Source organism: Streptococcus plurextorum DSM 22810 (assembly GCF_000423745.1).
Taxonomy (GTDB): domain Bacteria; phylum Bacillota; class Bacilli; order Lactobacillales; family Streptococcaceae; genus Streptococcus; species Streptococcus plurextorum.
Genome location: NZ_AUIO01000003.1, coordinates 103,419 through 128,337, shown reverse-complemented (window position 1 = coordinate 128,337; position 24,919 = coordinate 103,419). Strand labels below are relative to the sequence as shown.

The 24,919-nt window shown below is 41.2% G+C and carries 26 protein-coding genes; 2 read left to right on the top strand and 24 right to left on the bottom strand.

The features are described 5' to 3' along the window. Positions 1–36: 36 nt before the first annotated feature. From coaE to cdaA, 6 genes are all read right to left on the bottom strand, one after another. Entirely contained in the window at positions 37–624 is a 588-nt protein-coding gene (gene coaE, locus G575_RS0103720) for a dephospho-CoA kinase (protein WP_027971520.1), read from the bottom strand. Next, complete coding sequence (mutM, locus tag G575_RS0103715) at positions 617–1,444, bottom strand: DNA-formamidopyrimidine glycosylase (protein ID WP_027971519.1); 828 nt, start codon at positions 1,442–1,444, stop codon at positions 617–619. The genes coaE and mutM overlap by 8 nt, the downstream gene beginning before the upstream one ends. 56 nt (positions 1,445–1,500) lie before the next feature. Then, complete coding sequence (gene era / locus G575_RS0103710) at positions 1,501–2,400, bottom strand: GTPase Era (protein WP_027971518.1); 900 nt, start codon at positions 2,398–2,400, stop codon at positions 1,501–1,503. Between the two features lie 107 nt (positions 2,401–2,507). Next, positions 2,508–3,860, bottom strand: coding sequence for a phosphoglucosamine mutase (glmM, locus tag G575_RS0103705; protein ID WP_027971517.1), 1,353 nt, complete (start codon positions 3,858–3,860; stop codon positions 2,508–2,510). A gap of 265 nt (positions 3,861–4,125) precedes the next feature. After that, complete coding sequence (locus tag G575_RS0103700; RefSeq protein ID WP_027971516.1) at positions 4,126–5,088, bottom strand: CdaR family protein; 963 nt, start codon at positions 5,086–5,088, stop codon at positions 4,126–4,128. After that, a complete protein-coding gene (cdaA, locus tag G575_RS0103695; RefSeq protein ID WP_027971515.1) occupies positions 5,085–5,933 on the bottom strand; it encodes a diadenylate cyclase CdaA in 849 nt (282 codons plus the stop codon). The genes G575_RS0103700 and cdaA overlap by 4 nt, the downstream gene beginning before the upstream one ends. A gap of 95 nt (positions 5,934–6,028) precedes the next feature. Between cdaA and murT the strand changes: the two genes are divergently transcribed. Together murT and gatD are read left to right on the top strand one after the other, a co-directional pair. After that, positions 6,029–7,372 carry a lipid II isoglutaminyl synthase subunit MurT gene (gene murT / locus G575_RS0103690; protein WP_027971514.1) on the top strand — a complete coding sequence of 448 codons (1,344 nt, stop codon included), beginning with the start codon at positions 6,029–6,031 and terminating at the stop codon, positions 7,370–7,372. Continuing rightward, complete coding sequence (gene gatD / locus G575_RS0103685) at positions 7,372–8,157, top strand: lipid II isoglutaminyl synthase subunit GatD (RefSeq protein WP_027971513.1); 786 nt, start codon at positions 7,372–7,374, stop codon at positions 8,155–8,157. The genes murT and gatD overlap by 1 nt, the downstream gene beginning before the upstream one ends. A gap of 242 nt (positions 8,158–8,399) precedes the next feature. Here gatD and G575_RS0103680 read toward each other — a convergent pair whose 3' ends face one another. The 18 genes from G575_RS0103680 to G575_RS0103590 all read right to left on the bottom strand — a co-directional run bounded on the left by G575_RS0103680 (position 8,400) and on the right by G575_RS0103590 (position 24,915). Next, entirely contained in the window at positions 8,400–9,323 is a 924-nt protein-coding gene (locus G575_RS0103680; RefSeq protein ID WP_027971512.1) for an AEC family transporter, read from the bottom strand. A 414-nt stretch (positions 9,324–9,737) separates the two neighbouring features. After that, on the bottom strand, positions 9,738–11,312 hold the full coding sequence (gene cls, locus G575_RS0103675) for a cardiolipin synthase (RefSeq protein ID WP_027971511.1): 1,575 nt from the start codon (positions 11,310–11,312) through the stop codon (positions 9,738–9,740). Positions 11,313–11,336: 24 nt separating this feature from the next. Beyond that, the gene (locus G575_RS0103670; RefSeq protein ID WP_027971510.1) at positions 11,337–11,741 is read right to left on the bottom strand and encodes a diacylglycerol kinase family protein; all 405 of its coding nucleotides are present in this window, start codon (positions 11,739–11,741) and stop codon (positions 11,337–11,339) included. Then, positions 11,722–12,219 carry an rRNA maturation RNase YbeY gene (gene ybeY / locus G575_RS0103665; RefSeq protein WP_027971509.1) on the bottom strand — a complete coding sequence of 166 codons (498 nt, stop codon included), beginning with the start codon at positions 12,217–12,219 and terminating at the stop codon, positions 11,722–11,724. The genes G575_RS0103670 and ybeY overlap by 20 nt, the downstream gene beginning before the upstream one ends. Before the next feature lie 213 nt (positions 12,220–12,432). Then, the gene (locus G575_RS0103660) at positions 12,433–13,434 is read right to left on the bottom strand and encodes a LacI family DNA-binding transcriptional regulator (RefSeq protein ID WP_027971508.1); all 1,002 of its coding nucleotides are present in this window, start codon (positions 13,432–13,434) and stop codon (positions 12,433–12,435) included. An 89-nt stretch (positions 13,435–13,523) separates the two neighbouring features. Further along, the gene (locus tag G575_RS0103655; protein ID WP_051176898.1) at positions 13,524–15,497 is read right to left on the bottom strand and encodes an alginate lyase family protein; all 1,974 of its coding nucleotides are present in this window, start codon (positions 15,495–15,497) and stop codon (positions 13,524–13,526) included. Positions 15,498–15,738: 241 nt separating this feature from the next. Next, a complete protein-coding gene (locus G575_RS0103645; RefSeq protein WP_027971506.1) occupies positions 15,739–16,047 on the bottom strand; it encodes a preprotein translocase subunit YajC in 309 nt (102 codons plus the stop codon). Positions 16,048–16,053: 6 nt separating this feature from the next. Then, a complete protein-coding gene (locus G575_RS0103640; protein ID WP_027971505.1) occupies positions 16,054–16,869 on the bottom strand; it encodes a PTS system mannose/fructose/sorbose family transporter subunit IID in 816 nt (271 codons plus the stop codon). Beyond that, on the bottom strand, positions 16,856–17,632 hold the full coding sequence (locus G575_RS0103635) for a PTS mannose/fructose/sorbose/N-acetylgalactosamine transporter subunit IIC (protein ID WP_027971504.1): 777 nt from the start codon (positions 17,630–17,632) through the stop codon (positions 16,856–16,858). Before G575_RS0103635 ends, G575_RS0103640 begins: the two co-directional genes overlap by 14 nt. 19 nt (positions 17,633–17,651) lie before the next feature. Continuing rightward, positions 17,652–18,143: a PTS sugar transporter subunit IIB gene (locus tag G575_RS0103630; protein WP_027971503.1), complete on the bottom strand. Its 492-nt coding sequence runs from the start codon at positions 18,141–18,143 to the stop codon at positions 17,652–17,654. 9 nt (positions 18,144–18,152) lie between these two features. Next, positions 18,153–19,343 (bottom strand): glycoside hydrolase family 88 protein, encoded by a 1,191-nt coding sequence (locus G575_RS0103625; protein WP_027971502.1) that lies wholly within the window; start codon positions 19,341–19,343, stop codon positions 18,153–18,155. 373 nt (positions 19,344–19,716) lie between these two features. Beyond that, on the bottom strand, positions 19,717–20,358 hold the full coding sequence (locus G575_RS0103620; protein WP_027971501.1) for an RpiB/LacA/LacB family sugar-phosphate isomerase: 642 nt from the start codon (positions 20,356–20,358) through the stop codon (positions 19,717–19,719). 39 nt (positions 20,359–20,397) lie between these two features. Next, positions 20,398–21,213 (bottom strand): gluconate 5-dehydrogenase, encoded by an 816-nt coding sequence (locus G575_RS0103615; protein WP_037622597.1) that lies wholly within the window; start codon positions 21,211–21,213, stop codon positions 20,398–20,400. A gap of 487 nt (positions 21,214–21,700) precedes the next feature. After that, a complete protein-coding gene (locus tag G575_RS0103610; RefSeq protein ID WP_027971499.1) occupies positions 21,701–22,741 on the bottom strand; it encodes a SepM family pheromone-processing serine protease in 1,041 nt (346 codons plus the stop codon). Beyond that, positions 22,738–23,223, bottom strand: coding sequence for a pantetheine-phosphate adenylyltransferase (gene coaD, locus G575_RS0103605; protein ID WP_027971498.1), 486 nt, complete (start codon positions 23,221–23,223; stop codon positions 22,738–22,740). The genes G575_RS0103610 and coaD overlap by 4 nt, the downstream gene beginning before the upstream one ends. Positions 23,224–23,231: 8 nt before the next feature. Next, positions 23,232–23,789, bottom strand: a complete 558-nt coding sequence (rsmD, locus tag G575_RS0103600) for a 16S rRNA (guanine(966)-N(2))-methyltransferase RsmD (RefSeq protein ID WP_281168247.1) — start codon at positions 23,787–23,789, stop codon at positions 23,232–23,234. A 36-nt stretch (positions 23,790–23,825) separates the two neighbouring features. Then, the gene (locus G575_RS0103595; protein WP_027971496.1) at positions 23,826–24,593 is read right to left on the bottom strand and encodes a DUF3169 family protein; all 768 of its coding nucleotides are present in this window, start codon (positions 24,591–24,593) and stop codon (positions 23,826–23,828) included. Further along, positions 24,577–24,915 carry a hypothetical protein gene (locus G575_RS0103590; protein ID WP_027971495.1) on the bottom strand — a complete coding sequence of 113 codons (339 nt, stop codon included), beginning with the start codon at positions 24,913–24,915 and terminating at the stop codon, positions 24,577–24,579. The genes G575_RS0103595 and G575_RS0103590 overlap by 17 nt, the downstream gene beginning before the upstream one ends. Between the last annotated feature and the right edge of the window lie 4 nt (positions 24,916–24,919).

The window sequence follows — 24,919 nt, the reverse complement described above, 5'->3', positions numbered from 1 at the left end:
GACCAAAATCAAAAACAAGACAGTCTCAGACTGCCTTCATAATGTTTTAATATACTGTGATACCTGCCTAAGCGTTTCAGCAGGCGCTCCACTATTATCAATAATTTTGTCTGCCAAGAGACGTTTATGATCTAAGGGCATTTGACGTGAGATGCGGAGCTCTGCATCTTCTTGACTTAAGTGATTGCGAGCCATGAGGCGCTTGACTTGCGTCTGCTTGTCAACATAAACCAACCAAACTTGATCACACCATGATGCATATTCCTGCTCAAAAAGTAAAGGAATATCCATAAAGACCAAGGGATACTCTGTTAGGGCGTGATTTCTTAAGCGGGCCAATTCTTGACGAATGATGGGATTCTGTAATTCAGCTGATTTCGCCAAATTATCTGGATTTCCAAAAATGAGCGTCGATAGGAAATGGCGATTAAGTTGACCATCCACTTGAAGAATGTTATCCCCTAGCCAATCTACTAGGACCTGATAGAGTTTTCCGTCCTTGGCCTGCAATTCATGAACGACCGCATCCGCATCGATGACTGGATAGCCCTGTTCTCGCAAAAAGCCTGTAACCGTTGATTTTCCTGAAGCGATACCGCCTGTTAAACCGATAATTTTAGCCATGTTTCACCTGACACTGAGGACAGAAATGTGTCCCCCGTCCGCCCAACTGGATTTTGACAATCTCTGTCTGGCAACGGGGACAGGCCTGCCCTGTCTTTCCGTAAACTTGTAAATAATCCTGCATGGTCCCATCCATGCCCAAGGCATTTTTATAGGTCCGAATGGTTGAGCCACCTTTTTCGATTCCCAATTGCAGAACTGCTATGGTGGCTTGACGGAGGTCTGCCACCTGCTCTGCTGATAGCTGATTACTTGCTTGAGCAGGGTGGACTTGAGCTCTGAACAAGACCTCATCTACATAGATATTGCCCAAACCAGCCACTAAAGACTGGTCCAAGAGATGAGCTTTTATGGGCTTTTTTGACTTGGCTAACTTGACTGCAAATTCTTTTAAGTCAAAATCCGCTTCCGTCGGCTCAGGACCAATTTTGCGACTGAGAAAATAGGCTGCTACATCCGCCTTGCCCAGCAGCTCCATAGTCCCAAACTTGCGGACATCTTGATAGACCAAGGTTGAACCGTCTGTGAAGGTGAAAAAGGCATGAAAGTGCTTGTTGGCAGGCACCTGATCTGGAAAGAAGTTGTACTTGCCCTCCATTCGCAAGTGGGAAATGAGGACATGATCCGTCAGGTAAATCAAGAGATACTTGCCTCGACGAGCCACATCTAAAATCACCTGACCGATCAAGTCTTGGCAGAAGGCATCCACACCAGTCTTAATCATAGGAGCATAGGTCACCTCTACCTCGGCAATGACCTTTCCCTTGACCAAACGATTCAAACCACGACGAACCGTCTCAACCTCAGGTAATTCGGGCATACTTATCCTCCTCACAGAAATTGCTGAGCTCAGCTCAGCAATCTACTTTAACCTTCTTAATATTCCTTTTCGTTATAACCAAAATCGGCGAGGTCGAGTTTTTTGTCACGCCAGTTTTTCTTGACCTTGACCCAGGTTTCTAGGAAGACCTTATCTCCTAGCATGAGTTCGATATCACGGCGGGCCATGGAGCCGATTTTCTTGAGCATAGCCCCTTGCTTGCCGATGATAATACCTTTCTGGCTATCACGCTCCACCATAATCGTCGCACGGATGTGGACCTTGTCGGTAAATTCATCGCGTTTCATAGACTCGATAACAACTGCAACAGAGTGCGGGATTTCCTCACGGGTCAGGTGCAAGACCTTCTCCCGAATCATCTCAGACACCAAGAAGCGTTCTGGGTGGTCGGTAATCTGGTCTGCTGGGAAATACTGGAAGCCTTCCTCCAAGTTTTCCTTGAGTAATTCCATGAGGCGATTGACATTATTGCCCTGAGTGGCAGAAATAGGCACAATCTCCTTGAAGTCCATCTGGTGACGGAAGTCCTCAATCTGCTCCAAGAGTTGGTCTGGGTGGACCTTGTCAATCTTATTGACAACGAGGATAACTGGAACTTTGGCCTGCTTGAGCCGTTCCATAATCATATCATCCCCCTTGCCCCGCGTCTCATCCACTGGCACCATAAAGAGCACCGTGTCCACTTCACGCAGAGTGCTGTAAGCAGACTCCACCATGAAATCCCCCAAGGCTGTCTTAGGCTTATGGATTCCCGGCGTGTCGATGAAGACAATCTGCTCTTCTTCTGTCGTATAAATGCCCATAATCTTGTTACGGGTGGTTTGAGCCTTATCGCTCATGATCGCAATTTTTTGCCCCATTACATAGTTGAGAAAGGTTGATTTCCCAACGTTTGGACGACCTAAAATCGCCACAAATCCTGATTTGAATGTCATTTGAGTTCTCACTTTTTGTTGATTTTCTTTATTATACCATAGTTTCAAGAAATAGCTGAGCGACAAAGCAAAGCTGACAAAAACGACCTTTCGGTCGTCCTGTCCTATTAGGCAATACCAATCTCTGAACGCACCACATCTGCAATGGTATCCACATAGTAATCCACCTCTGCATCGGTCGGTGCTTCTGCCATGACGCGTAAAAGTGGCTCAGTCCCACTTGGACGGACCAAGATACGTCCATTTCCAGCCATTTCTGACTCCATTTTGTCAATAACAGCCACAATAGCAGGTACTTCCATAGCCTTGTCCTTCATGCTATTTTCCACACGGATATTGACCAGTTTCTGCGGGTAAATGGTGACTTCAGCTGCCAATTCAGACAGTTTCTTGCCTGTTTCTTTCATGATTTTGGTTAATTGCACAGCGGTCAGCTGACCGTCGCCTGTTGTATTGTAATCCATGATGATGACATGCCCAGACTGCTCTCCACCCAAATTATAGCCAGACTTGCGCATCTCCTCAACCACATAGCGATCTCCAACTGCTGTTACAGCTTTTTTAATCCCCTCACGATCCAAGGCCTTGTGGAAACCAAGATTTGACATCACAGTCGTTACAATGGTATTCTGCGCCAACTGATCTTTTTCAGACAGGTATTTGCCAATGATATACATGATTTTATCACCATCGACAATGTCACCTTTTTCATCAACAGCAATCAAACGATCGCTATCCCCATCAAAGGCTAGGCCAATAGCAGCCCCCCTCTCTTTGACCATCTCTTGTAGCTTTTCAGGATGGGTTGAGCCGACTCCATCATTAATATTGAGACCGTCTGGCTTATCACCAATAACCGCAATATTAGCGCCTAGATCAAGGAAAATATTTCTGGCTGAGCTGGTAGCTGCACCATGAGCTGTGTCAAGTGCTACTTTTAAGCCTTCCAAATCAGTTCCTGTTGACACCAAGAATTTTTCGTATTTACGGACTCCTTCTGGGTAGTCAACCAAGGTTCCAAGGCCATCCGCGGATGGACGTGGTAAAGTATCCTCTGCGGCATCTAGGAGAGCTTCAATTTCAGCTTCCTGATCATCTGCTAGTTTAAAACCATCGCCACCAAAGAACTTAATACCATTGTCAAGTGCAGGATTGTGACTAGCAGAAATCATGACCCCTGCGCTAGCATTTTCTGTACGTACCAGATAAGAGACACCAGGTGTCGCTAGCACTCCTAGTTGATAGACTTCAATGCCAACTGACAAAAGACCAGCAATCAAAGCGGACTCTAGCATTTGACCTGATATACGCGTATCTCGCGCCACAAAAACTTTCGGACGACCTATTTCATGCTGACTGAGAACATAGCCTCCAAATCGTCCTAATTTAAACGCCAATTCAGGCGTCAACTCAACATTTGCTTCACCACGGACACCGTCCGTTCCAAAATATTTACCCACTATAAGATACCAAAAGCCTGACAAATCTGATAAAAAACAGAAAAACGACCATGTGTATTCACATCAAAATCAACTGTCTATCACTGACTGTCTTGCTTGGGTCTAGTTGCTAATAGTCGCAACCAAACATTTCCTTTCTTTAATCTATCCTATTATCACTAAAACGTCGCTAAGGTCTAGAGGTTCCTTGGGACTCTGACAGCTTCTAACATCAGCAGAGCAAATGACCTCCCTAAATAACCTCACCTAAGATTAAGACCAATGATTATTTTTTCTTAACAACGTTCAGCGTGACATCAACAACATCTGGTAAGACTAGAACACGATCTGCCTTAAGCGGTTGCCTTAAAATCACACTTTCTGTGACCGATGTGATATCCATTGTCACAACAATTTCCTTCACTTGATCAAGTGCTTCTTTCTTTCCTTGGATTAAGGCAGAGCTCTGAGACAATGTATTATTGATTTCAGAGACACTACTATCCATGGTTCCTGTGTAGACAACCTTAATTGGCACCGTCTTGGTCAGGCTGTGCACTTTAACTTTTAAAGTTGTCTTAGCAGGCTCAATGACTGCTGGAAGAATACGACCGTCTGCCGCAACAGCTTGCAAAGTGACTTTATCATTATAGTCAGACGACAGGCTCAAACCATCCGGTAGTACAGCCTTTACATGATCAATCTGACCAATCGTGGTTTCATCACTAGTTACTTCAACAAGCTTATCTGTCAGCTCATAACTATCCAATTCATAGCCAGCCGCAAACAATGATTCCTCTAAATCAATCTTAACAGGAAAAGTTTCCGCCGTTTTTTTGCCGATGGTAACCGTCATGATTTCAGGAGTCACAGTTGCTGTGACCTCATCTGGTAATTCTTTTACTTCTAAAGTCACTTTATGAGTGCCTTCACTCAGTTGAGACAAATCAGCAACCACCTTAAAGTGTCTGGTGGAACTATTGATTTCCGTGTCTAGCTTGAGACGATTGGTCGATGTCAAATAAACTTCTGTCTCGTAAGAATAGCCTGAGATGAAATACTTATCGCTGTCGTATTTGATGTCAATCGGAATATTTTCCAAAGTATGGCTATAGGTTTCAGCCGTCTGCATAATTTGTTGCTGTGTGCTGTTATAAGAGCTGACGGTTGCTGTCAAAAAGAGAAGCATAGCAAATAGGAAAGACACTAAAATAAGTCCCGTCCTTTTATTGAACAGGCGATTCCTCATGATTTCTTACCTCCAAACCACTGTTTCCAGAAAGGCTCTGCTTGTTCCTCGGTAATCCATAGCTTACGCAGTAATTTTTCCAACTCCTCCAACGATAAATCATGGATAAAATTGTCCTTATAAGCCACAGATATGGCACCAGTTTCTTCAGAAACAATGAGAGTTACCGCATCGGTATGCTCAGACAAACCAATGGCTGCACGGTGTCTGGTGCCGAATTCTTTGGAAATAGCCTGAGACTCGGATAGCGGCAAGTAAGAGCATGCCGTCATGATTTTTTTGCCTTCTATGATTACCGCACCATCATGCAAAGGAGTGTTTGGGATGAAGATGTTAATCAATAGTTGGCTCGAAATATCTGCCTCTAATGGGATGCCACTCATGCGGTACTCACGCAAGGTTTGTGACCCTTCAATAGCTATCAAGGCACCGATTTTTCTAGGGCCCATGTAGCCAACTGATTTCAATAGCGCATCAATCAATTTCTCTTCATCTTTAGCGGATTGGTTAGCCATAAAAAGATTGCTAGCGCGTCCAAAGCGTTCTAACCCTACTCGAATTTCGGGAGCAAAAATAACGACTCCAGCAATAATCCCATAAGTAATCACCTGATTCATCAAATAAGAGATGGTCGTAAGCCCTAGCCACTCGGCAACAATCTTAGTCAGGACAAAAAAAACAACACCTTGAATCAGGGTCATGACCTTGGTCCCAGCCAATGCCTTAATAAAACGATAAATCAAATAAGTTACAATGAGAACATCAAGCAGATTAATAAAAATTACCCAAGGATTGGCAACTAAAGAAGTCCAGAATCCTGCGTCTATATGTGACAATAGTTTCATAATATCATGCGTTCTTTCGTAAATTCTTTTCCATTATACCACAAATGTAACCATTTTTCCTTAACTCTCTCTGGTATTTGTGGTAAAATAATGCCATGACATTAAAAACAACTTTAGGCATTTTTGCTGGAAAAATGACACATGTTATCTTATCAAAGTTAGGACGTGGTTCAACCCTTCCTGGCAAAGTTGCTCTCAAATGCGACCCTACCCTTTTGACCCAATTAGCCAAAGATTACGAAATTGTTGTGGTCACAGGGACAAACGGTAAAACACTCACTACTGCTCTAACTGTAGGTATCTTAAAAGAAGCCTTTGGAGAGGTACTGACTAACCCAAGCGGTGCCAATATGATTACTGGCATCACCTCAACCTTTTTAACGGCAAAAAAAGGAAAGTCTGGTAAAAAAATTGCGGTGTTAGAAATTGACGAAGCCAGTCTTTCAAAAATCACAGACTACATCACGCCATCTCTTTTTGTCTTCACTAATATCTTCCGCGATCAGATGGATCGCTATGGAGAGATTTATACAACCTATCAGATGATCCTAGACGGAGCAGCTAAAGCACCAGCTGCAACCATTTTAGCGAATGGGGATAGCCCGCTTTTCAACTCGACCAAGGTGAGTAATCCGATCAAATACTACGGATTTGACACTGAAAAAGCGGAACCGGCTCTTGCTCACTACAATACCGAAGGTATCGTCTGTCCCAACTGTGAAAACATCCTTCACTATACCCTTAATACCTATGCTAATCTAGGCGATTATATCTGTCTATCGTGTGGTTTCAAGCGTCCAGAACTGGATTACAAACTGACAGCATTGACCAAAATCACTAATACAAGCTCTGAATTTGTTATTGATGGACAAGACTACAAGATTAAGGTGGGGGGGCTTTATAACATCTATAATGCTCTTGCTGCAGTTTCTGTGGCCGAATATTTCGGCATCGCTCCAGAGCTGATTAAAGCTGGTTTTGATAAAAGCCGTGCTGTCTTTGGTCGTCAAGAGACCTTTCAAATCGGCAATAAATCCTGCACTCTGGTATTGATTAAAAATCCAGTCGGCGCCACTCAAGCTCTTGAGATGATTAAATTAGCGGATTACCCCTTTAGCTTATCGGTTCTTCTCAATGCCAATTATGCTGACGGGATCGACACCTCTTGGATTTGGGATGCGCATTTTGAGTTAATTAGGGATATGACAATCACCCAGATCAATGCCGGGGGCGTCCGCCACTCCGAAATTGCCCGCAGGCTACGTGTGACTGGCTACGACGAAAGCAAAATCACTGAAACTGAAAAGCTAGAGGACATTCTGGCCTTGATTGAGAAGCAAGAAGCCAAACATGCTTACATCCTGGCTACCTACACAGCCATGCTAGCTTTTCGTGACTTGCTTGCAAGCAAACACATCGTTGGAAAGGAGATGAACTAATGACCTATACCTCACTAAAATCTCCTGCTGGCGACTACCGCTACGACCTCAACATCGCTCACCTTTACGGCAACCTGATGAACACCTACGGCGATAATGGCAATATCCTCATGCTCAAATATGTGGGGGAAAAATTAGGCGCCAATGTCACCGTTGATATCGTTTCTCTTGGGGATGATTTTGATAACACCTATTACGACATCGCTTTCTTCGGCGGTGGCCAAGATTATGAACAAGCTATCGTCGCTAGAGACTTACCCACTAAACGCTCAGCCATTGCCAACTTCATCACCGATAACAAAGTCGTCCTTGCGATTTGCGGTGGTTTCCAGTTACTCGGGCAATATTACATCCAAGCCAATGGTGTACGCATTGAAGGCATCGGCGTCATGGGGCACTATACCTTAAATCAAGACAAGAACCGCTATATCGGCGATATAAAAATCTATAACGAGGAATTCGACGAAACATACTACGGTTTTGAAAACCACCAAGGGCGTACCTTTCTCTCTGATGATGAAAAACCGCTAGGACGTGTTGTCTACGGTAATGGCAACAATAAAGAAGACGGCACTGAAGGCGTTCACTACAAAAATGTTTATGGCTCCTACTTCCACGGCCCTATCCTGTCTCGTAACGCCAATCTAGCCTACCGCTTAGTAACAACCGCCCTCAAAAATAAGTACGGGCAAGATATCGACTTACCAAGCTACGATGCTATTCTTTCTAAGGAAATAGCCGAAGAATACGGAGACGTTAAAAGTAAGGCAGAGTTTGACAAATAAGGTTAAGAATATCAAAAACTCTGCCCCTTCATAAGACAGAAATTTCTTGAACCATTCATAACATTTAGGATTCCTGCAACAGGTTTCTGACCTAAACTCTTAGAAGCACTTTTACCGTGTTTTTAAGAGTTTTTTTGCTTTTAAGAGTACGAAAAAAAGATTGCAGAAAATGATGTCAAAGACATATTTTTCTACAATCTGTAAACAAGCGTCATAGAAGTTCAGCTTTGCTTAGTCGTAAGCTACCTCAAATAAAGCATACCTGCCAATCCCATCATCAGTGGAATCGTTACAATGGATAAGGTGGTGGTCAACAAGACCAGACGTGACCCATATTCATAATCAGCTCCGTATATTTGGCTAAGCAGAGCGGTGTTTAAAGCCGCAGGAGCTGTTGAGGCGATACTTAGTGCCAATTTAACATCTGTGTCTGTAATGGGTAAGAGCCAAATCATCACAATACTAATCAAGGAAGTCCCCAATAAGCGCCAAAAAGCTGTTTGATAAGCTGGTCCATTAAGAAAAATTTTCTTAGGACTTACTTTATAAAAATAAGAGCCCAAAACTAAATTAGATAATGGCGTATTAAGACTGGAAAAGGATTTAACAGCTCCTACCACCACCTGAGGCAACTCCAGAGGGAGGATAAAAAGACAGATACCAAGAGCCGTTGCAAGCGTCGCAGGATTGATAAACACCGATTTTAAATGAATCGTTCCTTTGTCTTTTGATAACATGTATACGCCGTGAGTCCACTGGGAAATCTGGTTAGCAACCACAAATCCAGAAATGTAAAACACAGCTTGATCCCCTCCCACTGCAAGGGCTAGTGGTGTTCCCATGAAACCAACATTGGCGTAAAGGGTCGCATACCTATCCATGATCCGATTTTTGTTAAAAATCATAGGCACAACAAGCATACGAACCCCTAAAATGAGAAAAGCAGCTAGGATTGTCACTCCTAAGAGCCATAGCTTCTGCCAAGAAAATGCAGTAGTCATAAACGAAGAGACAAACAAGCTAGGTGCAACAAATCTTGTCAAAAGCTTAGAAAGTTGCAAGGTCACATCTGTTGTCAATATGTTTTTATGAGCTAAAAAAAGCCCCACTCCCATCAATAGAAAAAGCCCTAACAATTTTTCAAAAACTAAGAACGAAATTGTCATGATTACCTCATCCTCTAAACGATATGCTACCGTCACCCACTGCCCAAACATCATCGTTCTTTTTCAGCGTATGATTAAGGCTATTTGGGTGACAAGTAAGAAGGTTATTAAATCCCTTACAGAATTTGTTAGTACATATAGGCTGTGCTACTAACACTATAACTCCAGAAGTCTTTTAGGAGCGATAATGACAACTAATCTATGCCTATCAAACAATAAAGAAAAAGGCGACGGACTTCCGTTGCCTTTTTGTGTGACAACCTTTAGTTGTCATGGGGCACTAAATAGTGAGGTTAGCAGGTTCACACAACTAACCAAAATCCGCTCCTGCGTTTATGATTTCCCCTGCGCAAAAAGCTCCTAGAAGCTCTTCGGCTCATCGCATGATTACATTATAGCAGGTATGACCAAAAATTACAAGAGAGGAGCTACCATTCGTGCTAAGCCTCCTGTTAATTTGACAAGGAGTGGCCGCTGATCAACATCTTCTTGCGTCAATTGATGGCATTTAGCAAAGGTCTCACTAAAGTCTCGGCTAATATCTGCTAAGACAGAGGACTGATAAAGGTAAACACCACATTCAAAATGATGATATAGGCTCCGGTAATCAAGATTGATTGTCCCCACCACAGCTTTGCTTTTATCAGATAGAAAGACTTTAGCATGAATAAATCCTGGGGTGTACTCATAAATCTTCACACCAGAATGCATCAAACGACGGTAATAAGTCTTAGCCAAGGCATAGGGCACCTTCTTATCGGGAACACCTGGCATAATGATTCGAACATCCACCCCTCGTTCAGCCGCAAAACAAAGAGCGTGTTCCATAGCACTATCTAAAATCAGATAAGGTGTCATGATATAGACGTAGTCCCTAGCATGATTGAGAATGTCGATATAGACATTCTCCCCTACCTTATCCCTGTCCATAGGAGAGTCCCCAAAAGGAATAACAAACCCATCGCTCTTTACAGGCTCCACTTGATCCGCTATGTAAGACGTGTAACCAGTATCTCGCTCTAAGGTTGACCACATCTGTATAAAGAGAACAGTGAACGTTTGAACCGCCTCACCGCGAAGCATAAGGCCTGTATCCTTCCAATGACCAAAACGGTCAATATGATTAATGTATTCATCTGCCAGATTGATGCCTCCTGTAAAAGCAACTTTGCCATCAATCACCAGTATTTTACGGTGGTCCCTATAGTTGTAATAAGTAGAAAGAAATGGAGACAAGGGAGCAAAAGCATGCGCTTTAATGCCTAGTTTTTTCAACCGTTCAATATAATCAAAAGAAAGGGTTGTAAATTCATTCATACCATCATAAAGTACGCGAACTTCAAGTCCCTCTTTGACTTTTTGCTCCAGAATTGCTAATATTTCTCCCCACATCTTACCTTCAGCTATAATAAAATACTCGAGAAAAATAAATTTTTCAGCCAACAAAAGCTGTTTTTTCATTTCCTCAAATTTAGCTTCCCCACTGGAAAAATAGGTTAATTGGGTATTTTTGTAAACCGGATAAAAACCATCGCTACGCCTGAAGTATTTCACCAAGTTATAAGTGGTCGTATGCGCGTCTTGTAATTCTTGCACCACTTCTGCTTGTTGAGGTAGGTAAGATAAGCCTTCTTTTTCCAAATCGTTGATGCGTTTTTTCAACCCACGATAGCCAAAATCTAACTGACTATAGACTAGCATAGATGCTCCAAAGACTGGAAAAATCAAGATAAGAAGGAGCCAGGTCATGGTTGCGGTAGCTTCAATTTTACTATTGAAAAGGTAAAAGACCGCACCAGCTACAAGAAGAGAGGACAAGGCTTGCCCGATGATTTCAAACCCTTCTAGCCATCGATAAGTCGCCATGAGAAGAAGAAGTTGAAGAATAATGAAAAAAGCCATAATCCAAACACGACTAAAAATCAAACGCCAAAAACGGGTCTGCCCTTTTTTGAGTAATCGAATACGCCTTTTTTCCTTTTTCATCATCCAAACACCCTCATCAGTCACCGCTTATCCAAATAAAATGTTCCAAATTCTAGGAATAAAAATAATGAGTCCCGTTAAAACAGCATAACCTGAAATCACAAGAACAGCACCTGCCGCCATGTCTTTAGCCTTCTTAGCTAACATGGAAAAATGATAATCACTTGCTAAATCGACTACATTTTCAATGGCAGAATTCACAATTTCAAAAGCAATAACCAAGAAAATCGCAAGCAATAAAAATAACCATTCCAGAGCTGTGATTTGAAAAATGAGACCTGAAATGGTCACTAGGATGCCTGAAACAAGATGCTTTTTAAGATTTCTTTCCTCTCTAAAAGCTGTTAGAACTCCTGTTGAAGCAAATTCGAGACTCGATATCAAGTCCATATTTTTCCATTTTTTTTGAGAATTATTGTCGTGTAAGTCCATAAGCCGCCAAAATCTCCTCTTGTAAGCCAAACATTTCTGCCTCTTCTTCAGGCGTATAATGATCATAGCCATTGATGTGTAAGAAACCGTGCACCGCTAAAAAGCCCATCTCACGTTCAAAAGAATGCCCATAGTCTTCAGCTTGCTCACGCGCCTTATCAATAGAGATAAACAGTTCACCAATAAAAGCGTCAAACTCTTCCATCATCTCTGCCAAGTCAGGATTATCAGCCAAATCCTCAGCCTCAAAAGCAATAGATGTCTCTGGCTTATATTCCAAACTAATCACGTCTGTCGGACGATCCGTGTCACGAAAGGCTAGGTTAAGTTCATGGCTGCGTTCATTGGTCACAAAAGTAACTGCCATTTCTTTATTTTGTTTCCCTAATTTTTCAGCTGAAAATTCTAATAAATCTAGGGTTTGTTGCTTGATATCTTCTGAGACTTGCCCTGTTTCGTCTATCATTTCAATATACATGCTTTTCTCCCCTGAAAAGTCTTTTTTTCATTATATCATAAGACAAAATAAAAAGCAGACCTCGGCCTGCTTTCTGCACCATTCTTATCCTCATCACCTCTATTATCAGGTGAGTAGCCCAAAGAGAGTCATGGTTTTATCGTGAGAGGTAACTATTTCTACCAGAAATACTACCTAAACCATGACACTCTAGCCATCTCTTCGGTTACTGGTTTATAGGGTTGATTCTTTCCAGTGAACGGTACAATCTAGAACCTGTTGCCTTTCCAGTTGATTGTCACCTTCAATTTGGTCAATCAGCACCTTTGTAGCTTCTCCTCCCTCTTCAAAAGCAGGCTGAACAATCGTTGAAATGGTCGGAGATGAAAAGTTTGTCCACTCAGTGTTGTCAAAGCCTAAAAGACCTGTCTGGGGAAATACCATTTGAAGATCTTTCATAGCATTAAATACTAGTGGCAATGCCCAGCAATTTGGGACAAACACCAATGTCTTTTCCTCAGGATTGACTTCTTTGCCAAGAAACTGTTTAATTTCCTCTATATCAGTATGCTCATCCGCAATCGTTAAATCCCGAAAATCTTTTTTACAATCTGACAAGGCATCCATAAATCCTGTAGCTCGTTCAATTCTCGTACTGAGACGGCTCGTGTCAGCTGTAATCAGGATAAACTTTTCATAGCCTTTGTCTACACATAGCTGAGTCGCATCATATACCGCATCATAATTATTCGTCTTAATCCAACTGGTACGATGCTCATAAAGCTGACTATCGAAAAAAACCATGTGTTTTTTCTTTTCTTCAATGATACGTGAGTATTTTCGAAAATGTGAGGTCGGTTGAATGATAAAGCCATCGACACCTAACATCAACATGCTTTCGATATACCTGTCTTCACTTTCCTGATCGTAGTTACTATTTCCAATGATAACTTGATAGCCGTTCTTATGCGCTTCTTCTTCTATGCCTTTAACAATTTGATTGGAAAAAGTATTCGTAATGTCACCGATCAAGACTCCTATTAACTTCGTATGTTTTGAATTTAGGCTGCGCGCAACGACACTGGGTCTATAATCAGTCTCGTGAATCACTCTCTCAATTCTTTCACGTGTCTCTTTAGACATCTTTTCATATTTGCCATTTAGGTAAAAAGAAACGGTTGTTTTTGAAGTCTGAGCCAGTTCTGCAATATCTTTAATTGTATACTTCCCTGACATCTTATCGATACCTCCTTTAGCTATCCTTATTCTACCATACTATTGCCTCTTTAGCAGGTCTTGTGTACCATATGCCTAGATTAGTAGCCTTAATGTCTGAGTCTGATAATATGCTGTGTCTGCTTATCCACAACAAGGCACTTACCTCTTAGTCTAACATCTTCTACTTGGAGTAATTTTTCGCCTGTATAAATGTCACTATCTGAAAGCAGTAAAAGACAGTCTCGATTGTTCCCCTGACAGCTAAAAGCCAGCGCCTCTTTTACCAAACGGTGATCTGTCTGATAAACTGGCAATTGCTTAATATGAATAGTGTGATCTGCCAATAAGGTGTAGGTGACTAGACGATCTTGGAAAATCTCTTTTCTCACCATTTTGTTAGTTTCTATGAGCTGATTATAACTTCGTGAGCGTATCGTTTTTTGCACCTCAAAATCTCTCGGGCTATACAACCTCAAATCATTTAATTGATTGTGACTTATTTTGACCCCCTCATCTAGAATCAACTGGCTCTCCAGCTCATGCTGACCCGAGCAATCAATACTGTCTACGATTAACAAAATATCACTTCCGACCATAAGGACTTGTCTCTTATGCCAGTAAGGGAGACCTTCTATCGTTTGAGCTCGATAGACTCCTTGCATCCAATAACAATGGTCACAAAACTTGTAGTCATGGCTAACAAACTGAGGATAGGCTTTATAATCCCAAGAACCTGACACCTTCTCTGGGGGACATCCATCAAGGATGCAACTACTGTGTGCTGAAGCGCTTTTTAGAAAATAACGTTCCTCACACTCCCGATAGCTAAAACGACCACTATCAATCACTATGGGTTGGCCTTTATGATAAAAGCAAAAACTATTTTGGTCTGAATGGCTATGAGCACTTCCCATAGGACCTGATTTGAAAAATAAATAGCTATTACTTGCTTTGACAATACTATGCCCTGATTCAGAAAAATACTTCCCTATGGACGGATGGTTTTGACTGACCAGACTACTATACACACGCAAACCTTCTTCTCCTACCAAGAAAAGTACACTGATATCTAGCTCGGAATCATCTATTAGGTAAATCCCATCTTCAAAAAAAATGGCAGTCATCTGTAAAATATCAGACATACAATGAACATCACTATCTCCAAAAGCTATTGACCTGCCATCTGGACCTGTCATTTGTAAGATATAATCTGCCATTTTTTTCAAAAGAAGAGTCCATTTTTTTCGATAGGTCGGCAAGAGAAATGCTAGTTCTAGCAACAGTTTATAAACCTCAACATGGTAGAGAAAAGACTGTTCAAACTGGGTACCATCTTCTAGTATCTGAGTTTGCATTTGTGCTTCAATTTCCTGACAGGCAAAATAGTGAAGCTCTTCTAAATTAACCTTGTTCCCAATATAATCATAAGCCAAAAGCATGGCTCCTGTCTGAAAAATTCCCCAGTTACTCAGCCTATCTTTGGCGCGATAATGGCTGTGGAGATAAGATAGTTGTCTCTGAATAGAGGTTAACAGTCTCCACTGTTCTTCCTCGCTCAGCTCACCCCAATCAATTAAGACTGGAAAAAGCTTGAGCCAGCTCAAGCATCTGATAGCTGTGTCCAAGGTACGACTACTCGTCTTTTTTGGGTGCCAATCTGTTACCTGATCTATCCAACTAAAGATAAACCGTTTAACCTGCTCCATGTAGCGCGAATCTTTTTCAACCAGATAGGCCAATACCAATTTCCACAGGTATTCCTGCCGATTGAGCATAAAAGTCCATTCCTCATCCCCATGACAATCAGCTGTCCAATCAAGAGGGGTCAGCTGATACTCGACCGAACAAGGCTCCATATCCCAGTTATCCTCAAAGATAAAAATGTCATCCAATAACTTTTGGCAAGAACGAAGCAGGCGATGATAGGCCGTGTTTTGTTGAGTGAAAATATAAGCTTTGACCGACTCCGATGATTGATTAGCCACTATTTCTCCGAATTTTTCTTGCATCACAAATCCTTTCTCTGCCTCTTTCCCTAAAAAGGAGGAGTTACATAGCTCCCCTTCACTAACAAATGTCATTTTGGAGTTCCTTTTGCCGCGTTTGAAAGCCTCTACTGCCCTCCAAGAATCAATCAGCCTAAAGGGCTTAGATTAAAACTTGATTTTTCTCCTTTAGGAGGTAAACTATTCTTAGCTGGCTTTTGTTTAGTGGCAAGATGACTAACCACTTGTTGCTCGTCTGGACATGATTGAGTTTTCTTCAGTTGTTTTTCTTCTTTGCTGACATTTTTCATGTCAGAATCAAAGCAAGAAAGAAGAACTACTTCGCAAAAAGTAGTTCTTTTGCTTTCCCCATAATCGACTCTTTTTCAACATAAACAGTAACGCCTTCTGCTATTTGCAATTCGACCAAACTATCTTTAATTCGAATAATCCTACCATACAGCCCAGAGAAGAGGATAACCTCATCTCCAGTCTGTAAAGTTGCTAAATAACGTTGACGCTTTTCCAATTGCTCCTGAAATACTCGTTGCTGTCGCTTACGATTAACATAAGGAGTGATTAGGGGAAGTAGTGTTGATAGAGCTACTAGAATAAGTATGACATAGTAGAGAGTTTTTTGTTCCATAATCGTCTAAACAAGAATACCCAACCAGCTACCCAAAATACCGATAATAACCGTTAAGATAACCAACTTATAGGTTGTCCATTTTTTGCTCTTAATGAGGTAATACACCAAAAGGGTGAATAGAGCTGGAAGTAGGGCAGGTGCAATTTTATCTAACATCCCTTGGATGGTAACAATTTTTTGATTCGCACCTTCTGTGACTTCGCCAGGGGCAAAAGTAATCGGCACAGAAATCTTAACAAATGTAACAGCTAAGCCTGAAATCACTGTTACGCCGATGATATTAGCCACTTTAGAAATGGTTGCCATTTGATCGCTCAATTTATCAATAATAGCTGTCCCAAATTTGTAACCATACAAACCTGTCAAGAGTTTGATAGCTGTTAAAATGGTATTCATCCCAAGGAAGAAAATAATCGGTCCAATAACCAAACCTTGTCCGGCCAAAGAGGCTGCAATGGTGGATAACAGCGGAGCTAACACAAATTGAGATAGAGAGTCACCTATACCTGCCAAAGGACCCATGAGAGCCATTTTGAGGCCTCGCGTTTCTTCTTCTGGACGGTCATTTTCCAACATGACTAAATGAAGGCTAGTGATAAACGGAAGGAAATGAGGGTTAGTGTTATAGAACTCACAGTTTTCTTCCAAAGCCTTGGTCAGGCCCTCTTTGTCATCACCAAAGTGCTTCTTAAAGGCTGGATACATCACATTGGCATAGCCGATTCCTTGGTAGTTACTGTAATTAAAACCATTCTGTAAGAAGAATGCTCGTAGCGAAGTGTTAATATAATCTTTCTTAGTTAATTTAGATCCAGTCATCGTGCATTTCCTCCTGTTTCACTGCTGCTTGTGCTGGCTTATTAAAGTATTCCTTAAGGGCAAAGATGCTACCGACAATAGCAATACCAATAACCGGAAGTTGTAAATAAGCTGCACAAACATAGCCTAGAAGTACAAATGGAATGAGCTCTTTTTTAGCCATCACAGATAAAATCATCGCAAAACCAATGGCAGGAAGCATCTTACCTGCAACGCTCAATCCAGTCAATAACACTGGCGGAATTAACTCAACCAATTTCAAAAGGGTATCCATAGAATAAGCACCTAAGAAACCTAGAGTAAAGCCTAATAGAGCAAAAGTAACAATAGTTCCATTTGTTGCGCGTTTAAATTTAGCTATGTTTCCTGCGCGAAGGTGTTTAATAGCAGATTCGGGAGCACCTGCATGTAAGGTATAAGCTGATGTTTGTAAGAATTGAATACCTACTGCAATTGGTGTTGACAATGCAAGAGCTGCCTCTGGGGTCACTTTACCAGCACTGGTGATTGCCATTAAGGTACCGAAAATACCTGGTCCTATTGGATTAGGAGGAACTGTTCCACCAGCTCCAACACCAAAGCCCATATAGGCGAGTTCGCTAATGGCACCCATTGCTAAAGCAGTTGGAAGATCTCCTAAAATAATACCTACACCAAACGAGAGGACGATACATCGGTTTGTATAAATACCCAACAATAGGCCGCTAAAACAGAATGCTGTCCACAGACCAATAAGCACTGCTTGAATTAGACTAATTGTCATAATAATTCTCCTTATTTTTTTAAATATAATCCAATACATTAACTTCGACTGCACCATCGTTTCCTGAAGGTGTCGTCTTGGTATTAAAGCGAATCTTATAGACCTCGCTCAATTCTCTTACGATGGCCTTGTCTTCTGGGCCAAAAAAGATTGACCTTGTCACCTGCGTTTTTCCAGGTGCATTATGAATATTTCCTATATTTAATTCCGTGATTGGCACTCCTCCCTTAACCAATGTCAATGCATCTTGTAGATCTTTAATAACTAAGAAAATCGTTTGTGCTGGATTAGCTTTGTGAATCACATCAATGACTTTTTGTAAGGTGAAAAAACGCATAACTACCGATTCTGGAATGACTGTTTTCATCAATGTCTGCTGAATCTTGTCTTCGCTGACCGTGTCATTAGCTACAATGACCGTATTACATCCTAAAGACTTCACCCACAACTGTCCTTGTCCATGAATCAAGCGTTCATCAATACGAACCATTACAATATTTGGTCTTGTCATCTTATCCTCCTACCAATATAATTCCCAATCTTTATAGAAACGAAGCAATGCTTCCAAGTAATAATAGTCTCCCCAAAGATTCCCCTCATCTACGCCTTTTCCTGAATGCCAAGAATAAACCCCATGAAGAAGTAATGGACGACCTGGAGCTAAGTCACGATTAGCATAATGGCCAATCAATGACCGCAACATGGTGTGCATCGCATACTTATAGGTCTCCTTATCCTCATCAGTTTCTGGCAAAGATTTGAGCATTTCATGGATACCACAAACTGCTACTGCTGTCGCAGAAGAATCGCGAGCCTGGCCACTACCATCAGTGAAAATCAAATCCCAATAAGAAACATTATCCTCTGGAAGTCGGTTTAGAAAATAATTTGTAACCCCTTTAAAAAGCTCTAAACAAGCCGGGTCTTTGATCATGCGATATGTCAAAGGAATACCATAGATTCCCCAAGCTTGCCCACGTGCCCAAGATGAGTCATCGCTAAATCCTTGGCGCGTAACCCCCTTGATAGCCTGTCCTGTTTCTGGATCAAAATAGTAAGTATGAAAGGTCGAAGCATCATCTCGAATAACCGTGTTAACAGAGGTATAGAAATGATTAACAGCTGCTTCATAGTATTTCGCAGCGCCTGTCTGTTCATAGGCAAAGAAAAGCAATTGCAAATTCAGTAAACAATCTATTATCAATCGATAATCCGAGGCTTTACCAAGCTGCCCCCAAGCCTGAATAAAGCCACCTTTTTCTTGATACCTTTCCATCAATTTATCTGCCGCTAAAAGTGAGGCCTCCAGGGCTTCACGACTTCCTGATAATTTATAATCAGCTACTGTCGATGGAGAATAAAGAAAACCCAAATCATGATGATCTAATTCAATCCTTTGGTTAACACGCTCTAGAAAAGATTTTGTATGCCGTTTTGACAGCGCTTTCATTTTGTCGTTCACGGAATATTCCTGACCTAACCAAAGCGCTCCTGTCCAAAAACCATTAGTCCACTCTGTATTGTCCATCTTTAAATAACGATTAGAAAAAGTCGCCGGTGTTGGAAACGATTCACCAAAATAATCACAATTGATGACAAGTTGTTGAACTGCCAACTTTATGGCGTCTTCGACTTCTTTCTTGCTCAGAAGTGACGAACTGTTAAACTGCTCTGCTTTAGCAATGGGCTCAACCAAGACTTTTTTTATCATGCATTCCTCCTTTACATATTATTCTTACATCACTCACTATCATTAAAGACTAATTCGGTCAACAGTCTGTTGTTACTTAGTAATCAATTTACTAAATTGTTCACCACACAGCTTATCAAAATGCCCTTAATGCCTTGTTAAAATTTGATTCCTCTGATCGCTCTTGCAAAAATATCCTACTGTTTCCCTAAGTTAAGGCTGTCTTCCAAACACTAGCCACTACTAACTTTGTGACTTCTAAAGTCAATCGTTAGCTTTTTATTTTACCGGTTTACTTAATTTATATTTTAATCTATCAATGCTAACTTGTCAATACGATTAGCATGAGATGAGTTTTTCCAATCAATTTCTGGTGACACGCCCACTTCTAATTTTATCCTTCCAAAACTGACATTAGGTAGTCAGCGATGGATTCATTCTGGCAATTCGCCAAAAAATACGCTTTAAAATTCTCCCCTGAAATTGTCTCCTTCAAAAAGTCCTGGTCAATTTCTTTAAGAATCGTTAGCAAATCTTTATAAGTCATTCCCTTTATTTCATTCAAAATTCGGGCATTTCGTTGCTCTGGAATAGCACGTTCGCGAGGATAACCTCCTCCCATTTCCTCTGCAAAAAGCCGTTCAAAAAGAAGTTTAAGATTTAATTCAGCTCCCCAACCAAATCCTTTTGCAAAAGGCAGAGATATAGCATTTCCTCCGTTAATTTGTGAAAATAGATAGGCATCCGTAGGATCTGCCGCAAAACCACAAACAACACCTGGAAAACTGTTTGCTGCTAACATAGCCCCTACCCCTGTACCACAACCTGTAATGACAAAATCTGCCGCCTGACTAACTAAAAGAATGGACGCTAATAAGCCATTTTGAACATAAGTGAGCTGACTTTCTCCCTCTTGACCGTACATACCATAATTAAAAACTTGATAGCCTTTAGCATCCGTCACCTCTTTTAGGGTTTCAAAAATAAGGCTATTTTTTCCTGCCTGGCTATTCTCATTGATAAGTGCAATTTTCATTGTTTTTCCCTTCTTACATTAAAATGATTCATTTGTATTTCATACTTCTGGTTGTTTCCCAATATAAGCTAAAATCCCTCCATCCACATATAGAATATGCCCGTTGACAAAGTTACTAGCATCACTGGCCAAAAAGACTGCCGGTCCCATCAAGTCTGCAACTTCTCCCCAACGTGCAGCAGGTGTTTTAGCAATAATAAATTGATCAAAAGGATGACGAGTTCCGTCTTCTTTCACTTCACGCAAAGGAGCGGTTTGTGGGGTTGCAATATAACCAGGTCCAATACCATTGCACTGAATATTAGCACCTCCATACTCTGAGGCAATGTTTTTTGTCAGCATTTTCAATCCACCTTTTGCCGCAGCATAAGCTGAAACCGTTTCACGCCCTAACTCACTCATCATAGAACAAATATTGATAATCTTCCCATGTCCTTTCCTAATCATGGATGGGATAACAGCCTTAGAAACAATAAATGGTGCATTTAGGTCAATATCAATAACTTGGCGGAATTGATCCGCTGTCATTTCAACCATAGGAATCCTTCGGATAATCCCTGCATTATTAACTAAGATGTCAATAATCCCGACCTCTGCCTCAATTTGAGCTACCATAGCTTGTATGCCAGCTTCGTCTGTTACATCACAAACATAGCCGTGCGCATCAACCCCTTCGCTTTCATAGGCCTCCATCCCAAGATCAACCAATTCTTGACTAATATCATTAAAAACGATTGTCGCACCTGCTTTAGCATAAGCTAATGCAATAGCAAAACCGATGCCATATGAGGCTCCTGTCACCAAGGCAACCTTTCCTTGCAAAGAAAAGTGATCTAAAGAAAATGATTGAGACATCAGCAAGTCCCTCCTAACCTCTATCTTGTTCATCTGTTATTATATTATGGTAAACCGGTTTTGTCAACTCCTTATATCATTTTTTAATATTTTTCTCAACCCTTCTCATATCTTGTATAATATTAAATAAACAAAGGCCTGGCACCACTCTTTTAGCATTAACTAATATCCCCATTATTAGCTATTGGAGCAAAACAAAAAGCAGACTTCGATCCGCTGAGAGTTAGAGTATAGAGAAACTTTATTTTCTCCTTAAACAAGCTGAAAAGATCTGCTAGCTTAAGAGCTCGTTCAGGATTTGGCGAGACTTCCCTTCCCTGAACAAAGCGGCATCAACACTGATAGTTAGGCAGCTAGAAATTGTTAAAACCCTCAGCGCAAAAATAGGTAGGGTATTTCAAAGCCAGTCGCTACCATCTGTTCACTTAAAAAGTAGCTAACTGGACTTTCCCTTAAAAACAAAAAGCAGACCAAGGTCTACTTTTTCCTAATCGTTTTCCCTCAAATATGCAATAGCATCTTGAACATTCTTTACAGGAACAATTTTCATATTTGTCCCAATCTCCTTAGCCGTAGCTAAAGCTTCCTCATAGTTATTGCCTTTAGGATAGGCAGCTTCCCTCCCTTTTTCGATAGGGTTATTGGGAACAAAAAAGATTTCCGCACCTGCTTTGGCTGCTGCGACAACTTTAAGCCCTGCACCGCCAATATCTCCCACAGAACCATCGCTTTCAATCGTACCTGTACCAGCAATCACACGCCCTTTTCGTAAATCCTCATTAATTAGCTGATCGTAAATACTGAGGGTAAACATAAGCCCTGCTGACGGTCCCCCAACACCTTCTGTCGAAAAGGTAATCTTGTGATTACTCGCAATTTCTGTGTGGTCAACTAAACCAATACCAATACCATTCTTACCATTTTCCAATTTGATAATCTTGCCATCAGCGGATTTTTTTTCATTATTAGAGATATATTGTACCGAAACCTTATCACCGACATTAAGATTTGCCACATAGTTGATCAATTCCTGTGAGCTCGTAAAGGTCTCCCCATTAACCCCAGTCACTGTATCTGCTAGATGAAGAATACCCTTGAAGCTTGAATGTTCAGCAAGACTAAGGACATAAACCCCTAGATAATCTAGTTTTACCTCCTCACCGGCCAAGGTAAGGGCTTGGCTAATCGCTGCATTCTGTGACGTTTCCATATAAAACTGACTGATGCGCCAGAAATCCTCATCAGATACGCCACCTGTAGTATCTTCTGCAGATGAGACTTCCGTATGAGGGGTTAACCAGGCCGCCAATACTTGAATGGGCGTTGCCGGGGCAACTGTCACAGCAACAAAATGATAAGAACCATCAGCCTCATCAAAATGATCATCAACAGTCAAAACAGTTCGAATATCATAGGAACCACCTGGACTCTCAATATAATAGGGAATCGGCAGGAAAAACCCTAACAACATTAAAACCATGCCCGTAAAACCCACTAACCACCATTTGTACTTTTTTAAAAATCTCACGCTTCTCTCGCTTTCTCCACTTCTTTGATGACACTTTGGGGCACAAAGCCATTTATATCAGCCCCAAAATAAATAAGCTCACGCACTCGACTCGATGAAATCGGTTGATAGGCATGTGTCGCTAGCAAATAAACAGTCTCTAACTCTGACGCTAATTGCTTATTAAAATATTCCAAATTCGCTTCATACTCCAAATCAACAGCACTGCGAAGCCCACGCACCAGATGTGTCGCCCCCTCTCGCCTTGCCACATCCACGGCTAATTCACCTGTTGAGCTAATCACTTTGATCCCTGGAAAATCCTCAAGAGCTTCCCTAATCATCTGCTCCCGCTGCTCGATGGTAAAAAAACCTGCTTTTTGCTGATTGTAAAAAATCCCCACAATAAGCTGATCAAAAAGTCTGCTGGCCCGTCTAATAAGATCTAAATGACCTATTGTAATAGGATCAAAAGATCCTGTAAAAAGTCCAATTGTTGCCATAATTTTCCTCAATGAATATAAACTGTAACCTTGCTGATTCCGTAAACTTTTTCTTTCCAGATGCCAACAGATGCAATTTCCTCAGGCAACTGCACTGCTTTATCCGTCTCACAGACAATCATCACATCCTCTGCCAACAGATTCAATGCATCTAGCTTTTCAATATCAGCTACAATCTGCTCTTTGGCATAAGGGGGATCCAAAAAAATCAGATGAAACTGACCATTTAATTGACTTAGCGCTCGCTCTGCATCCATTTTCAAAAGAGTAAACTGGTTTGAACTTTGGGTCATCTTGATATTTTCCTCAATAACAGCCTGAGCACCACTATGTTTTTCCACCAAAACAGCAGAAGCCATTCCTCTCGACACAGCTTCAATAGCAAGCCCACCTGAACCCGCATAAAGATCAAGGACACGACCACCCTCAAAATAAGGACCAATCATATTAAAAATCGCTCCACGAACTTTATCTGAAGTTGGGCGTGTATTTTTACCATCCAAAGTCTTCAAAGGACGGCCACCAAAATTTCCTGATACAATTCTCATGTTCCCATTATAGCACAAAACCACTCTTCCTCTTAGGAAAAAGTGGTTCCTATTTTACTTGTAAAAGTCCCTAGCCATCTTAAAATTAGCAAAGATGATATAACCATGGATGACTGCTGCTACCAAAATTCCTGAAATCTCAACCCGTTGGAAAAAGATAGAGATAAACAGTAGCACCATATAGATACTTGGCAAGATAACGCCAGATAAATTAAGTACTACATCATAAGCCATCTTATAATTGGCTTGAATTTCCGCCTCATCCATGCGCATAACATTATTTTTCAGCTCCTTCAAAGTCGGGACTGTCGTCATCTCAATGCCACGAATGCGATTATAAAGCTTAAGTAGGCGCATCTGGATCAACAAGCTCAAGATTAAGCTGGCAAAATCCGTTACAGGAAGCATCATGATAGCACCATTTGCATCAATCTTAAACTTATAAGCTAAGACGATTGTAATCATGGCAAATAGCACTGCAAAACCATTATAGATGGTCGCATAGTTGTGCTTTAGGTTTAGATTACGATAAAGGTCTTCTGACGCATCATCGTCCTCTGTGTTCTCATAAATGTCAACCAGCTTCTTTGTTTGGAATCCCATCTCAATAGAAATAACCGTGGCTAAAACGCCAAGAATACGCAGCCCCCAAATGATGACCTCAAAGAACAAGTCTTCATTAACAAAAGATAACTTGCCTTCTGTCATCACTAAACATACCGCTAGTACCAGACCTATGATAGCACCAATGATAGCTCCTTGCCCTAATTGTTTTAAGATGCGTACAGTAGCCGAGTCTTTTTCCTTAATTTTTAAGCTCATTTTTCTCTCCCTTCTTGATGTCGTCCAAGTCCCAATTCAAAAGAAATGCCGAAAGCAATAACATGCCTAACTCTAAATCAGTCTCTATAAAAAGAGCCGAAACTATCCCTAACATCAGTAACATCATAAAAAGATAAGCAAGCTTTGGCTGATCGATGATGCGCTTACGCAAGATTAGATAAAGTCCAACTCCCAGATAGATTGTCCATAAGAGCGGAACATCTCCGCCACGTTTAATGAAAAGATAGAGCGACAAAGCTAAATAAAGTGTCCCTATTACGATAAAAACAATTCCTATCTTTTTGATGAAGCCTTTTGACATCCCA